Below are 14617 nucleotides of genomic sequence, written 5' to 3'. Positions count from 1 at the left end.
CGCCGGCGGCGGCGCCCCCCGGGCGCGGCCCGCCATCCACCCGGGTGCCGGCGTCCCGGCCGGTCGGCCCGCAGGCCCCGGCCGGAGGCGGGTCGCGTCGCGTCGTCGTCATGCGTCACCCGCGGCTGGCGGTCGCGCGGGTCTGTCTTGCTCATGGGCGGAAAATCTGGCGTCCCGCGCCGGGCGCGTCAACGGGAAGGTTCTCCCGCGGCGGGCACGGCGGCCGGCGCGGCGGTCTCCCGGAGGCCGCCCCCGGAGGAACGGTCCTGCCGGGCGCGCCGGGTTCCCGGCGGCGGCCCCGCCGGCCCCGGGGTCAGGCGCGGCTCGCGGCCTCCAGGGCCTCGGACAGGTCGTCCAGGAGATCGGCCTCGGCCTCGAGGCCGACGGACAGCCGCAGGAGGTCGTCGCCGACGCCCGCCCGGCGGCGGGCCTCGGGGTCCATGGCCGCGTGGGTCATGGTCACCGGGTGCGCGATCAGGCTCTCGATCCCGCCCAGGGACTCCGCCAGGGTGAAGATCCGCAGGGCTCCGACGAGCGCGCGCACGGCCTCGCGCCCGCCGGCGAGCTCGAAGCTCAGCATGGCGCCGAAGCCGCTCTGCTGGGCCTTGGCGAGCGCGTGGCCCGGGTGGCCGGGAAGTCCCGGGTAGTGGACGCGGGTCACCGCCGGATGGGCCGCCAGGAGCGACGCGAGCGCCCCGGCGCTCTGCTGCTGGCGCTCGACGCGCGCGAAGAGCGTGCGGACGCCGCGCAGGGTCAGGTAGGCGTCGAAGGGCGAGCCGGTCACCCCGACGGTGTTGGCCCAGGCGCCGAGCTCGTCGCCGAGGGCGGCGTCCGCCGCCACCACGGCGCCGCCGACCACGTCCGAGTGGCCGTTGAGGAACTTCGTCGTGGCGTGCACGACGAGGTCGGCCCCCAGGGCGAGCGGCTGCTGCAGCGCCGGGGACAGGAAGGTGTTGTCGACGACCAGGAGGGCGCCCGCCGCCCTGGCGAGCGCCGCGGTGCGCCGGATGTCGACGACGCGCATCAGCGGATTGCTGGGCGTCTCCGTCAGGACGATCCGGGGCCGCTCCGCCAGGGCCGCCGCGAGCGCGCCCTCGTCGGTCTGGTCCACGAAGGCGACGCGGTAATGCCCCTTCGCGCCGCGCGAGGAGAGCAGCCGGTGGGTGCCGCCGTAGCAATCGTGCGGGGCGACCAGGAGGTCGCCCGGCGCGAGGCGCGACAGGGCGAGGTCGAGGGCCGCCATGCCGCTCGCCACCACGACGGCGCGGGCGCCGCCCTCGAGCCGCGCCAGGGTGTCCGCGAGCTGGTCGCGGGTGGGGTTGCCGAGCCGGGAGTAATCGTAGGCGCGCGGCTGCTCGAAGCCCGCGAACGCGTAGGTCGACGACAGGTAGAGCGGGGGCGTGACCGCCCCGAAGGCGGCGTCCGTCCCGATCCCGTTCGCGGCCGCGATCGTCCGCGCTGCCCGTCGACGCTCCGCCACGATCCCGCTCCCCTGCTGGTGCGCCCCCGCGCACGGTCCCGCGCGCCCCGAGCCGGCGCGGGGCGGCCGCGCCGTCCTCGTCGCGCGGCGCCGTCCCGTTCGGAGCGCCGCCTTCGTTCTGTATATGAAACGAATCGATCGATCAACAGGACGAAGCCCGCGGCCGCCGGAGCCCGGCCCTCAACCCTGCAGCCACACCTCGGCGAAGTTCGAGGACACGCCCGTCGCGCCCGTCGTGTGGTCGACCACGCGCCGGTTGAACACCGTGATGGCCCGGCTGAGGAACAGCGGCAGGACCGGCAGGTCGTCGAGCAGGATCGCCTGGACGGCGTCGATGGCGGCCTTGCGCCGGGCCCGGTCGCCCTCGACCGCGATCGCGGCGAACAGGCGGTCGACCTCCGGGTTGGCGTAGCGGCTGGCATTGGTGAAGGCCACGCCCTTGCGCACGTTGTCGCTGGTGAAGAAGCGCTGCAGGCCCACCGTCGGGTCGAACATGTTCGTGAACGGGTGGTTGGTGAAGTCGAAATCCCGGTCGGTGTAGACGCGCCGGAGGTAGGACGGGAAGTCCTGGCCGCGCACCGTCACGTCGATGCCGACCCGGGCGAGTGAGGCGCGGATGACCTCGCCCGTGCGCCGGAAGCCGTCGCCGAAGGGCTGGTAGTCGTGCGTGAGGGCGAAGCGCGTCCGCCCGCGGCGCGGGAAGCCGGCCCCGTCGAGGAGCGCCTCGGCCCGCCCGGGGTCGAAGGCGTAGCGCGGCACGTCCGGATTGTAGAACGCCGTGAGGGTCGGGCTGACGATGCTGTCGGAGGGATCGCCGAGCCCGTACCAGGCGACCTTGAGGAGCGCCGGGCGGTCGATCGCGTGGGCGATCGCCTGCCGCACGGCGCGGTGGCGCAGGTAGGGATTGTCGAGGTTGAACTCGATCCCGTAGATCGTCGGGCCGTACTCGTTGCCGCGGCTCTCCAGGCCGAGATGGGGCAGGGCGGCGAAGCGCGCGATGTCGGGGGGCGCCACCGGCGTCGCGCCGCCGAGGTCGACGTCGCCGGTCTCGAAGGCGGCGGCCCGGGCGGCGCCGTCCGGGATGATCCGGACCACCAGCCCGTCGAGGTAGGGCCTGCCGGGATCCCAGTAGGTCGGGTTGCGCGCGTAGCGGACGTGGCTGCCCGGCACCCACTCCCGGAACACGAACGGCCCGGTGCCGACCGGCGCGCGGTTGGCCGGGTTGGCCAGGGGATCGCCCCGGCCCTCGTAGAGGTGCCGCGGCAGGATCGGCGATTCCGCGCCCGCCAGCGCCGCCAGCAGGTAGGGGGCCGCCCTGTCGAGCGTCAGCACCACGGTGTGGGCGTCGAGGGCGCGCGCCTCCCTCAGGTTGGCGAAGGTGGTGCGGCCGCGCGGATGGGCGCGGCGCAGGAGGTCGATCGAGAAGGCGACGTCCTCGGCCGTGAACGGCGCGCCGTCGTGCCAGGTCACGCCCCGGCGCAGCGAGAGGCGGTACGCGAGCCCGTCCCCGCTCACCTCCCAGGCGGTGGCGAGCTGCGGGCGCGGGGTCAGGTCGAAACCGTAGGTGAGCAGCCCCTCGTGCACCTTGGTGCTCGCCTGGATGGCGGGCCCTTCGGTGGTGTTGAAGCACACGAGCGTCGTCGGCTCGGGATGGATCACGACGTTCAGGATGCCGCCGCGGCGGGGCGCCCCGGCGGCGCGGGCCGGGCCGGGCCGGGCCGGTGCGAGGCCGCCGGCCGCGAGGGCGAGCAGGGTCCTGCGGGAGGGGGACCACGCGGTCGTCGCGCGGCTCATTGGAAGGTGCCCGGCTCGGGGTAGGCCCCGGTCAGGAACCAGGTCCCGACGTTGCGGATCTTGTACTCGGCGGGGTTGTGCAGGGTGTGGGTGCGGACGTTGCGCCAGAAGCGGTCGAACCCGTAGGCGGCCGCCGAGGCGCGGGCGCCCATCACCTCGAACACCGTGCTGGTCACCTCGAGGGCCACCGCGCCCGCGTGGGCGTTGGCCGCCGCCACCGCGACGGCGGCCTCGCCGCGCTCGGCCTCGGTCAGGTCGCGCCCCCGCGCGAAGGCGGCGTCGATCGCCTCGAGCGCCCGGTCGGCGAGCGCCGTCGCGGCCTGCGTGCGGATCACGAGGTCGCCGTAGGTGCGCTTCACCCAGGGGTCGTCGGTGTGCTTCTCGACGCCCGAGTGGATCCACGGCCGCGAGGCCGTGGTGGTGTAGTCGCGGGCCGCCAGCAGCGCGCCCTGCGCGCTGCCGACGAACACGTTGAGGAGCGTGCTCTGCTGCTGGAGCACGCCCAGCGAGCGGTAGGGACGGCCGCGGTCGAAGCCGGTGTCGAGCACCTCGCCCGCGTGGACCCTCAGGTCCGCGAAGGTGACGCGGCCGCTGCCGGTCTGGCGCTGGCCGATGGCGTCCCAGTCGTTCTCGACGATCACGCCCGGGCGGTCGGCGGGCACCGGGGCGAAGACCCAGTCGCGGGTCTCCTCGTCGAGCCAGGCGATCATCAGGTGGTCGGCGACGTGGGAGCCCGAGGTGAACGGCTTGAACCCGTTCACGGTGATCCAGGCGCCGTCGCGGCGGCCGAACAGGGTCTTGGAGAAGCTGTTGCGGGCGTTGCCCCAGAACCAGTTGCCGGCGGCCGAGCGGCGGTAGAGGTCGGCGGCCTGCTCGGGGCTGCCGAGGAGGTGCGCGCCGTGGACGGAGCCGAAATGGTAGCCGAAGAGGTGGCCGAGGGAGCCGTCGACCTTGGCGAACTCGCGCACGATCCTGAGCGCCGTCGACCACGGCGCGCCGTGGCCGCCGTGCTCGCGCGGGATCAGGAGCTTGAGGAGCCCGCTGTCCTTGAGCAGGCGGATCTGCTCGGTCGGACGCCCGCCCTCCCGGTCGCGGGCCGCCGCGTCGCGGGCGAAGATCTCGCGGAGCGCGGCCGCTCTGGCGAGGTACGGGTCGGAGAGGTCGGGGTCGAAGCTCATCACAGGCTCCCGGGATGCGGCGCCGCTCAGGCCTCCAGCCACACGTCGGCGAAGCCGTCGGACGGGCCGTCGATGGTGGTCGGGTGGTTGGCGACGCGGCGGTTGAGGATCGTGAGGTTCGCGCCGGTGACGAGGTTCACGTCCGGCAGGTCCTGCGCGACGATGGTCTGGAAGGCGCAGAACAGCGCGCGCCGCCGGGCCGGGTCGGTCTCGACGGCGGCGGCCTCGAGCAGCCGGTCGACCTCCGGGTTGGCGTAGCCCGAGCCGTTCGAGAACGGCACTCCGGGCTTGACGTTCTTCGACCAGTACAGCCGCTGCACCCCGACCGTCGGGTCGAAGGAGTGGCTCATGCCGTTGCTCATGAAATCGAAGGCGCGGTCGGTGTAGGTGCGCTTGAACCAGCTCGGCACGTCCTGGGCCCGCAAGGTGACGGCGATGCCGACCTTGGCCAGGGCCTGCCGGGTGTAGGCGCCGAGCTGGAGGTAGGTCTCGCTGTAGGGCATGTAGTCGTGGTGGACCCGGAAGCGCACGCCGTCCGCGCCCCGGGGGAAGCCGGCCTGTTCGAGCAGCGCCTCGGCCCGGGCCGGGTCGAAGGGGTGCTTGGGGACGTCCGGGTCGTGGAAGGCCCTGAGGGCGGGGCTGATCGCCGCCGGCGCGTCGCGGCTGTAGCCGTGGAAGACCAGCCGGTTGATCGCCGCCCGGTCGACCGCGTGCGCCACCGCCTGCCGGACCGCCAGGTGCCGGAAGTACGGGTTCGCGAGGTTGAATTCGAGCCGGTAGACGATCGGCTGGTAGTCGTAGCCGCCGGTCTCGATCCGCAGGGCCGGGTTGGCCTTGAGGGCGTCGAGCTGGCCGAGCGGCACCGGCGTGTCGGGCGCGAGGTGGATCTCGCCGGTCTCGAGCGCGACCGCGCGGGCGTTGGCGTCGGCGATGAAGCGCACGACGATCCGGTCGAGATGGGGCTTGCCCGGGTCCCAGTAGTTCGGGTTGCGCTCGTACAGGATGTGGCTGCCCTGGACCCACTCCCGGAACACGAACGGCCCGGTGCCGACCGGCGCCTTCCCGTTCGGGCTCGCGAGGGGATCGCCCTCGGCGTAGCGGTGTCTCGGGACGATCGGCGCCTCGGAGGCGGTGAGGGCCGCGAGCAGGTAGGGGGCCGGGCGCGCCAGCACGATCTCGGCGACGTGCGGCTCGGGCGTCAGCACGTCGACCACCCCCGCGAAGGTGCCGCGCCCGCGGGGATGGTGCTCCTTGAGGAGCCGGATCGAGTGGGCGACGTCGGCCGAGGTGAAGGCGCGGCCGTCGTGCCACGTCACGCCCCGGCGCAGGGCGAAGCGGTAGCGCAGGCCGTCCTCGCTCACGCTCCAGGCGGTGGCGAGCTGGGGCTTGGGCCGGAAGTCGAGGTCGAAGGACAGCAGGCCCTCGGTCACCTTCGGGCTCACCCGGGTGGTCGGCCCGGCGGTGTGGGTCAGGCTCACCAGGGTCGGCGGCTCGGGCTGGATCACGACGGTGAGCGTGCCGCCCCGCCGCGGGGCTCCGGCGCGGGCGGGCGAGGGGCGGGCCGGAAGCGCCAGGCCCGCGGCGGCCTGGAGGGCGCCGGCCCCGAGGCCTCCGGCGAAGCGGCGGCGGCTGAGGATGGTCATGGGGCCGGTCTCGCTCCGGGGGGGGCTGAAGGCTGGGGCGGCGTCGGGCCGCCCGGGGGGCTGAAGGCTGGCGCGGCGGTTCGGGCCGCCCGGGGGCTGAAGGCTGGCGCGGCGGTTCGGGCCGCGCAGGGCGGCGTTTCAGGGCGGCCTTTCAGGCCGCCAGGGCGGCGGGCGCGTGCCGCAGGCCCGCCTCCCGCATCAGCGGCAGGACGCGCTCGCCGAAGAAGGCGAGGTCGGGCTTGAAGTCGTAGAAGCTGACCTGGAGGCCGTCGATGCCGGCCCGCTTCAGGGCGCCGAACTGCTCCACCACCTGCTCGGGCGAGCCGATCACCCGGATGTTGCCGCTGAGCACGCCATAGGGGTCGGCCCGGCCCTCGCGCCCGCGCCAGGCATGGGCGTCGGAGTCGAAGGTCCGGAAGCCTCTCGGGCTGCGGGCATCGGCGTGGGCCACGATCGCGTCGGCCTGGGCCCAGGCCTCCCGCTCCGTCTCCCGGCAGATCACCATGGGGTTGATCAGCGTGCGGACCTCGCGCCCGACTGCCCGGGCCGCCGCCTTGACCCGGGCGGTGTGGGCCGGCAGGGCTTCGAGGGCGCTGTCGATGTCGGAGCCGGCCGGGCTCGTCACGAACACGATGTCCGAGTAGCGCCCCGCGAAGCTGAAGCCGGCCTCCGAGCCGGTGGCGTTGACGAGGATCGGGCGCCCGTAGAGGGGCTTGGGCGTCACGAAGGCGCCCTCGAGGCGCCAGGGCGACTCGCCCGAGAACGAGAGGTTCTCGTCGTCCTGCCACAGGCGCTGGAGCACCTCGAGGAACTCGGCGGCCAGCGCGTAGCGCCGGTCGTGCTCGATGCGGCTGCGCCCGAACATCTCGTGCTCGACCGCCCGGTGCCCGGTGACCACGTTGAGGCCGAAGCGCCCGCCGGAGATGTGGTCGAGCGTGGCGCCGAACTTGGCGAGGTGCAGCGGGTGCCAGGGCCCGTAGAGGACGTGGAGCGTCGCCACCAGGATGATGCGGCGGGTCACCGCCGTCAGCGCGCCGATCGTGGTGAAGGAATCGAGGGCCTGCCCGTCCAGCACCCCGCCGTAGCCGCCCTTCGGCAGCCACTGCGACAGCGCGAAGACGAGGTCGAAGCCGAGGCGCTCGGCCTCCAGCACGAGGTCGCGGTTGTAGTCGAAGCGCCAGTCGGTCGTGCGCGGCAGGGTCGAGGCGGTCCAGCCCCCGGCCTGGATCGGCAGGAACAAGCCGAGCAGGAGCGGCTCGCGCAGAGCCCGCGAGAGCGGGCTGCCGGGGAAGTCGGCGGGGCCCGCGAAGCCGGGCCAGCCGACCAGCGAACCGGGGGAATGGGTGAGGCTCATGCGGGGCTGCCGGTCCGGGAGCGGCGGGCCGAGGCCCGCCGGCGATGACCGCGATCCTAAAGTTGACAAAATAGATAGACAATATGAATTTCACGCTGCCCGGCCGTCGGCCGGGCGGCCTCGCCGGGACCGCGCCATGGAACGATCACGCCGCCTGCTCCACGTGCTCGGGCGTGCCCTCGCCGAGGCCGCACCGACGGCGCTCGCGATCCTGGTCGTCAATTTCTTCCTGCTGCGGCTGGCGCCCGGCGACGCGGCCGACGTGCTCGCGGGCGAGTCCGGCGCCGCGACCGAGGAGACGCTGGCGGCGATGCGCGGCCGCTTCGGCCTCGACCTGCCGGTGCTCGACCAGTTCCTGGCCTACCTGAGCAACCTCGCCCATCTGAGCCTCGGCTTCTCGCCCCGCTACAACATGCCGGTGGCCGAGCTGATCGGGCAGCGCCTGCCCGGCACCCTGCTGCTGATGGGCCTGAGCCTCGGCCTCGCGCTGGCGCTGGGCCTCCTGCTCGGGGCGCTGATGGCGCGCGCCCCCGGCGGCGTCCTCGACCGGGTCCTGTCGGTCGCGGTGCTGCTGTTCTACTCGGTGCCGGGCTTCTGGATCGGCCTGATGCTGATCGTGCTGTTCTCGGTGAAGCTCGGCTGGCTGCCGAGCGGGGGGGCGCGCACCATCGGGCAGAACCTCGGCGGGGTCGCGGGCGTCCTCGACCGGCTCCGCTACATGGTGCTGCCCGGCCTCTCCCTCGCCCTGTTCTACGTCGCGATCTACGCCCGCCTGGTGCGGGCCGCGATGCTGGAGGTCCGCTCCCAGGACTTCGTGCGCACGGCGCTCGCCAAGGGCCTGTCGCCGGCCGCGGTGACGATCCGGCACGTCCTGCGCAACGCGCTCCTGCCGGTCACCACCGTGGCGGGCATGCATGTCGGCGGGATCCTCGGCGGGGCCGTGGTGGTCGAGACGGTCTATTCCTGGCCCGGCCTCGGGCGCCTCGCCTTCGAGGCCGTGATGGCGCGGGACTTCTCCGTGCTGCTCGGCGTCCTGCTCCTCTCCTCGCTCCTGGTCCTCGTCGCCAACGTCGCCGTCGATCTCCTCCAGGCCGTCCTCGACCCCCGCATCGCGGTGCGCCCGTGACCTCGGCCCCGATGACGGCGCCCCTCGCGCCGGCCGCCGCCCCGCAGGAGCGCGGCGCCGCCACGCTGCCGGCGCCGCGGCCGCGCCGGGCCCTGCGCGCCTTCCTGCGCAACCCGACGGCGCTCCTCGGCCTCGCGCTCCTCGGCCTCGTCGGGCTCGCGGCGCTCCTCGCGCCCCTCGTCTACCCGGACGATCCCCTCGGCATGGTGGCGCAGCCCTTCCTGTGGCCGGGCCAGGACCCGGCCTATCCGCTCGGCACCGACTCCCTCGGCCGCGACGTCGCCGCCGGGGTGGCGCACGGGGCCCGGGTCTCGCTCCTCGTCGGCCTCGCCGCCGCGGCGGTCGGCCTCGCGGCGGGCGTGCTGGTCGGCGCCGCCGCCGGCTATTGCGGCGGGCGCACCGACGCGGCGCTGGGGCGGCTGATCGCGCTGTTCCAGACCATGCCGGCCTTCATCCTGCTCGTCGTGCTGGTGGCGATCGCGCAGCCCTCGATCCCGGCCATCACGCTCGCCATCGGGGCGACCTCCTGGCCGACCGTGGCGCGGCTGACCCGGGCCGAGTTCCGCTCCCTGCGCGAGAAGGACTTCGTCACCGCGGCCCGCGGCCTCGGCTACGGGCCGCTCCGGATCGTCGGCGCCGAGATCCTGCCGAACGCCCTGCCGCCGATCGTCGTCACCGCGTCGGTGATGGTCGCCTCCGGGATCCTGATGGAATCGGCCCTGTCGTTCATGGGCCTCGGCGACCCGAACGCGGTGAGCTGGGGCAGCATGATCGGCAGCGGCCGCGAGGTCCTGCGCAGCGCCTGGTACCTGACGGCGATCCCGGGCCTCGCCATCGTGGTCAGCGTGCTCGCCCTCAACCTCGTGGGCGACGGGCTCAACGACGCCCTCAACCCGCGCCTCGCCCGGGAGCGCTGACGATGGCCCTCCTCGACGTCCGGGGCCTCGGCATCGCGTTCCCGCGGGCCCGGCCGGTGCGCGACCTCAGCCTCACGGTCGGGCCGGCCGAGACCGTCGCCCTCGTGGGCGAGTCCGGCTCGGGCAAGTCGCTCACGGCGCTCGCGCTGATGCGCCTGCTGCCGCCCGGCGGGCGGGTCGCCGCCGGCACGATCCGCTTCGACGGCCAGGATCTCGGCGCGCTCTCCGAGGCACGCTTCCGGCGCATCCGCGGGCGCGACGTCGCGATGGTGTTCCAGGAGCCGATGACCTCCCTCAACCCGGTGCTGAGCGTCGGCTTCCAGATCGCCGAGGTGCTGCGCCGGCACGAGGGATTGTCGGCCCGCGCCGCCCGGTCCCGGGCGATCGCGCTGCTCGACCGGGTCCGCATCCCGGATCCGCACCGGCGGGTCGACGCCTACCCCCACCAGCTCTCGGGCGGGATGCGCCAGCGGGTGATGATCGCGGTCGCGGTCGCGTGCGCGCCGCGCCTGCTCATCGCCGACGAGCCGACCACGGCCCTCGACGTGACGATCCAGGCCCAGGTGCTCGAGCTCATCGACGGCCTGCGCCGCGACCTCGGCATGGCCGTGCTGCTGATCACCCACGACCTCGGCGTGGTGGCGCAGTGGGCGGACCGCGTCGCCGTGATGTATGCCGGCCGCAAGGTCGAGGAGGCGGAGCCGGACGCGCTCTTCGCCGCCCCGCTGCACCCCTACACGCGCGGCCTGCTCGCCGCCTCGCCCCGGGCCGGCGGCGCCGGGCGCGGGCGGGGCGAGCCCCTGCCGGAGATCCCCGGCTCGATCGACTCGGCCCTGGGCCAGCCGGGCTGCGCCTTCGCGCCCCGCTGCCCGCTCGCCGAGGCCGGGTGCCGCGCCGCCCCGCCCCCGGCGCTGGTGCGCCCGGACGGGCGCGTCGTCGCCTGCCTGGTCGCGGCGGATGCCCCGGGCCGCCCGCCCGCCCGTCCTCCCCGCGCCCCCGAGGTCCGCCGTGACGCTGCTGTCGGTCTCTGAGCTGCGCACCGCCTACGACGGGGTGCGCGCCGTCGACGGGGTCAGCCTGTCGCTGGCCCGGGGCGAGACGGTCGGGCTCGTCGGCGAGTCCGGCTGCGGCAAGTCGAGCCTGGCGAAGAGCATCCTGCGCCTCGTCGAGCCGCAGGGGGGCGGCATCGTGTTCGACGGCACCGACGTGCGGCGCCTGCGGGGGGCGGGCCTCCGGCGCTTCCGCCGCCGCGCCCAGATGGTGTTCCAGGACCCCTACGCCTCGCTCAACCCGCGCCACTCCGTCGCCGCCCTGCTGGAGACGCCGCTCAAGGTGCACGGCCTCGGCGGCCGGGACGAGCGCCGGGCCCGCGTCGCCCGCGTCCTCGACCGGGTCGGCCTGCCGCAGGCCGCGCTGCCGCGCTATCCCCACGAGTTCTCGGGCGGCCAGCGCCAGCGCATCGGCATCGCCCGCGCCCTGGTGCTGGAGCCGCAGCTCGTCGTCTGCGACGAGCCGGTCTCGGCCCTCGACCTCTCGATCCAGGCCCAGATCCTCAACCTGCTCGCGGCGATGCGGCGCGAGCTCGGGCTCGCCTACCTGTTCGTCTCCCACGACCTCTCGGTGGTGAACCACGTCGCCGACCGGGTGCTGGTGATGTATCTCGGCCGCATCGTCGAGAGCGCCCCGACCGAGGCGCTGTGGGCCGCCCCGCGCCATCCCTACACCCGCGCCCTGATCGAGGCCGTGCCCGACCGGGCGCGCCGGCGCCGGGCGCCGCCCCTCGCCGGCGACCTGCCGAGCCCGGGCGGCCTGCCCGCCGGCTGCCGCTTCCATCCCCGCTGCCCGCTCGCCAGCGAGCGCTGCCGCCGCGAGGACCCGGCGCTCCGCCCCCTCGGCCCCGCCCACGCGGTCGCCTGCCACCACGCCGCCTGAGCCGGCGCCCTCCGCCCACCCCGAGAAGGATCGACAGACATGACCAAGCGGCCGAGCACCGCCCGTTTCCGGATCGTCGCGTTCAGCGGCAACACCCACCGCCCGTCGAAGTCGCGGGCCCTCGCCGGCGCCATCGCGGAGGCGGTCGCCGCCCGGCAGCCCGTCGACGTCCAGCTCCTCGACATCCTCGACGGCGGCCCCGACCTCGGCCTCGCCTACGCGCCGCAGGATCTCGGCCCCCGGGGGATTGCCCTGGTGCGGGCGATCGAGGAGGCCGACGCCCTCATCGTGGCGAGCCCCGTCTACAAGGGCTCCTACGCCGGGCTGTTCAAGCACGTCTTCGACCTCGTCGACCCGGCCGCCCTCGCCGACCGGCCGGTGATCGTCGCGGCGACCGGCGGCGGCCACCGCCACGCCCTCGTGGTCGAGCACCAGCTCCGGCCGCTGTTCGGGTTCTTCGGCGCCCTCACGGTGCCGACCTCGGTCTACGCCAGCGACGGCGAGTTCCGCGACGGCCGCCCCTCCGACCCGGGCCTCGAGGCGCGGATCGCTTCCGCCTCCGGGCAGCTCGTCGCGGCGCTCTCGCCGCGCACACCGCGCACCCTCGTCGCGGACGCCGCCTGAGGCGAGGGGCCGAGCCCTCCCGGCGCGCACGCCCCTCCCGGGGACCCCGACACCGCCGGGCCCTCGCCGGAGGCGGGGCGGTTTCCCCCGCGAGCGCCGCGCGGGCCTCCTCGAGCCGGCCTGGTCGCGCGGGACGGGCGGGCGCTGCCGGCCCCGCCGCCCGGGCCTCGCTTGCGGGTTCAGGCCTCGCGCGGGTCGATGAAGAGGTCGGCGAAGGTGCCGTTCAGCCCCTCCGCGCCGGGGGCGAAGTTCTTCACCTTGCGGTGCGCCACGATGATGCCGGAGGGCGCGATCAGGTCGACCGCCGGCAGGTCGGCCCGGATGCGGCGCTGGAAGGCCACGAACAGCTCCCGGCGCCGCGCCACGTCGGTCTCGACGGCCGCGGCCTCGAGGAGGCGGTCCACCTCCGGGTCGGCGTAGTGCGCGGCGTTCGAGAACGGCAGGCCGAGCTTGAAGTTCTTCGACCAGTAGGCCCGCTGCACCCCGATCGTCGGGTCGAAGGTGTTCGAGAGGGACTCGATCGTCAGGTCGAAGGCGCGGTCGCGATAGACCCGCGTCAGGTAGGTCGCGAGGTCGAGGCGGTGGATCTCGACCGTGATGCCGATCCGTGTCAGCGCCTGGCGGATGACGTCGCCGTAGCGTCCCTCCAGGAACGGGTTCAGGGTGAGGCGCAGGGAGAAGCGGCTCCCGCCCGCGCCGCGGCGGTGTCCGGCCTCGTCGAGGAGCGCCTCGGCCCGGCGGGGATCGAAGCGGACCGGGCCGAGGCTCGCGTCGTGGAACTGCGGGTGCACGACGCTGACCGGGGTCGGCGACACGGCGCCGTAGCCGAAATACACGGCCGCGAGCAGCGCCTTGAGGTCGAGGGCGTGCGCCACCGCCTGCCGCACCCGCAGGTCGCGCAGGATCTCGGTGTCGAGGTTGAAGAAGAGCTGGGTCTGCGGGCCCGAATAGGCGTAGGTCGTGGTGTCGACCACGAGGTTCGGCGCCGCGCGCAGGCGTTCGAGGTCGGCGAGGGGCACCGGGCTCGCCCCGAGGTCGATCTCACCGGCCTCGAAGGCCGCCGCGCGGGCCGCCGGGTCGGTGATGACGCGCATCACGATGCGGTCGAGGTAGGGCTTGCCCGCGGCCCAGTAGTGCGGGTTGCGCTCGAACAGGAGGTGGCTGCCGGGCACCCATTCCTTGAGCACGAAGGGCCCGGGCCGATGGTCTGGGCGAGGCTCGCGCTGGCCTCCGGCCGGATGCCCCCGTAGACGTGCCGGGGCACATCGGCGATTCCGCCCCCGCGAGCGCGCTGATCAGGAAGGGGGCCGGCCGCGCCAGCACGATCTCGGCGGTGTGGGGATCGGGTGTCAGGATCTCGGTGACGTGCGCGAAGGTGATCCGCCCGCGCGGATGCGCCTCCCGCAGGCGCAGGATCGAGAAGGCGACGTCCGCGGCGGTGAACGGTTCTCCGTCGTGCCATCTGACGCCCCGGCGCAGGGCGAAGCGGTAGCGCAGGGCGTCGGCGCTGATCGACCACGCCGTCGCGAGGCTCGGCAGCGGGGTCATGTCGTAGGCGTAGCGCAGCAGGCCCTCGTTGATCTTGCTGCCGATGGTCTGGCCGGTGCCCGAGGAGGTGTTGATCGCGATGATCGCCTGCGGCTCGGGGAAGAACACCCAGTTCAGCGTCCCGCCGCGCACCGGCTGCGCCGCCGGGACGGCACGGGCGCGCCGGGGCAGCGCCGCGCCCGCGGCGGCCAGGAGCAGGTGGTTCACACGGCGTCGCGTGAGGATCATGGGACGCGCTCTCCAAGAGCATCGTGGGGTCGGGATCGTTCTTTTAAGCGAACGGCGCGATCAGATCCAGTCTCGCCTTTGCCCGTGCGGGGGCGCGGCCGGGGACGCCGCAGCGGCAGGGAGCCGGTGATGCTGGTGACATTCTCCCGCCGGGCCCCCGGAAGGCAGGGTCTTTCTCGCGGAGACGTTCTTCAAAAAGAACATTCTCGTTGACCACCCGGGCCGACGCGACGACACTGCCGCCCGCGACAGCAGCGCCGGGCAGGGGAGGTGTCGATGCAGGACAGGCCGTTGCGGGACGGCCCCGCCGAGGGGCGCCATCTCCTGACGATCGGCGCCACGGCGGGCGCGCTCGCCCTCGCCTCGCACCTCCTGCGCCGCGACGCCCGCGCCCAGGTGACGATGATCGAGCGCCGGCCGGAGCGCTGCCGCGCCCTGCGGCGGGGCGACTTCCCGGCCGTCCTGGGCGCCGGCGGCCTCGCCCTGCCGCCGGAGCCGGAGCGCCTCCGGCTGGTCGCGGCGCTGCACGAGCACGGACGGCGCCTCCACGTCGCCGAGGGCACCTGCCTGGCGCTCGGCCTCACGGCGCACGGGGTCGCGGCCCTCAGCGACGACGGCACCACCTACCTGGGACGCGGGGCCGCCCTCACCTTCGCGCTGGGGGCGCGGGCGGTGCGAGGACCGGCGCCGCCGCCGCCGCCCGGGGCGCGGACGGCCGCCGCGGTGCGGGCCCTGCGCCTCGACCCGGCCGACCTGCCCCTCGGCGGGAGCGCCGCCTTCGTGACCCGCCGGC

10 protein-coding genes and 2 pseudogenes are annotated in these 14617 nt (G+C 74.8%); 6 read left to right on the top strand and 6 right to left on the bottom strand.

Translation table 11 applies throughout. The annotated features are described in order from the left end of the window. Positions 1-313 precede the first annotated feature (313 nt). The 5 genes from metB to DT057_RS30255 all read right to left on the bottom strand — a co-directional run bounded on the left by metB (position 314) and on the right by DT057_RS30255 (position 7449). Positions 314-1480 carry a cystathionine gamma-synthase gene (gene metB, locus DT057_RS30275; RefSeq protein WP_128565769.1) on the bottom strand — a complete coding sequence of 389 codons (1167 nt, stop codon included), beginning with the start codon at positions 1478-1480 and terminating at the stop codon, positions 314-316. A 180-nt stretch (positions 1481-1660) separates the two neighbouring features. Beyond that, entirely contained in the window at positions 1661-3274 is a 1614-nt protein-coding gene (locus tag DT057_RS30270) for an ABC transporter substrate-binding protein (protein ID WP_128565768.1), read from the bottom strand. Continuing rightward, entirely contained in the window at positions 3271-4452 is a 1182-nt protein-coding gene (locus tag DT057_RS30265; protein ID WP_128565767.1) for an acyl-CoA dehydrogenase family protein, read from the bottom strand. The genes DT057_RS30270 and DT057_RS30265 overlap by 4 nt, the downstream gene beginning before the upstream one ends. 26 nt (positions 4453-4478) lie before the next feature. Beyond that, positions 4479-6095 (bottom strand): ABC transporter substrate-binding protein, encoded by a 1617-nt coding sequence (locus DT057_RS30260; RefSeq protein WP_128565766.1) that lies wholly within the window; start codon positions 6093-6095, stop codon positions 4479-4481. Between the two features lie 151 nt (positions 6096-6246). Continuing rightward, positions 6247-7449, bottom strand: coding sequence for an LLM class flavin-dependent oxidoreductase (locus DT057_RS30255; RefSeq protein WP_128565765.1), 1203 nt, complete (start codon positions 7447-7449; stop codon positions 6247-6249). 136 nt (positions 7450-7585) lie between these two features. Here DT057_RS30255 and DT057_RS30250 point away from each other — a divergent pair, with 136 nt between their 5' ends. The 5 genes from DT057_RS30250 to msuE are packed head-to-tail and all read left to right on the top strand — an operon-like array spanning position 7586 to position 12048. Then, entirely contained in the window at positions 7586-8575 is a 990-nt protein-coding gene (locus DT057_RS30250; protein ID WP_128565764.1) for an ABC transporter permease, read from the top strand. An 11-nt stretch (positions 8576-8586) separates the two neighbouring features. Further along, positions 8587-9492 carry an ABC transporter permease gene (locus tag DT057_RS30245; RefSeq protein ID WP_128565770.1) on the top strand — a complete coding sequence of 302 codons (906 nt, stop codon included), beginning with the start codon at positions 8587-8589 and terminating at the stop codon, positions 9490-9492. Positions 9493-9494: 2 nt separating this feature from the next. Continuing rightward, on the top strand, positions 9495-10523 hold the full coding sequence (locus tag DT057_RS30240; RefSeq protein ID WP_128565763.1) for an ABC transporter ATP-binding protein: 1029 nt from the start codon (positions 9495-9497) through the stop codon (positions 10521-10523). Further along, positions 10501-11424, top strand: a complete 924-nt coding sequence (locus DT057_RS30235) for an ABC transporter ATP-binding protein (protein ID WP_128565762.1) — start codon at positions 10501-10503, stop codon at positions 11422-11424. Before DT057_RS30240 ends, DT057_RS30235 begins: the two co-directional genes overlap by 23 nt. Positions 11425-11463: 39 nt before the next feature. Beyond that, entirely contained in the window at positions 11464-12048 is a 585-nt protein-coding gene (msuE, locus tag DT057_RS30230) for an FMN reductase (RefSeq protein ID WP_128565761.1), read from the top strand. Positions 12049-12227: 179 nt separating this feature from the next. Here msuE and DT057_RS30225 read toward each other — a convergent pair. Next, positions 12228-13824, bottom strand: a pseudogene (locus tag DT057_RS30225) (ABC transporter substrate-binding protein). A 276-nt stretch (positions 13825-14100) separates the two neighbouring features. Here DT057_RS30225 and DT057_RS30220 point away from each other — a divergent pair. Then, a pseudogene (locus tag DT057_RS30220) lies at positions 14101-14617 on the top strand (hypothetical protein); the annotation flags it as partial.

It is taken from the genome of Methylobacterium crusticola (assembly GCF_003574465.1).
Taxonomy (GTDB): domain Bacteria; phylum Pseudomonadota; class Alphaproteobacteria; order Rhizobiales; family Beijerinckiaceae; genus Methylobacterium; species Methylobacterium crusticola.
The sequence above is the reverse complement of the archived record's forward strand: the minus strand, read 5'-3'. Positions and strand labels throughout refer to the sequence as shown.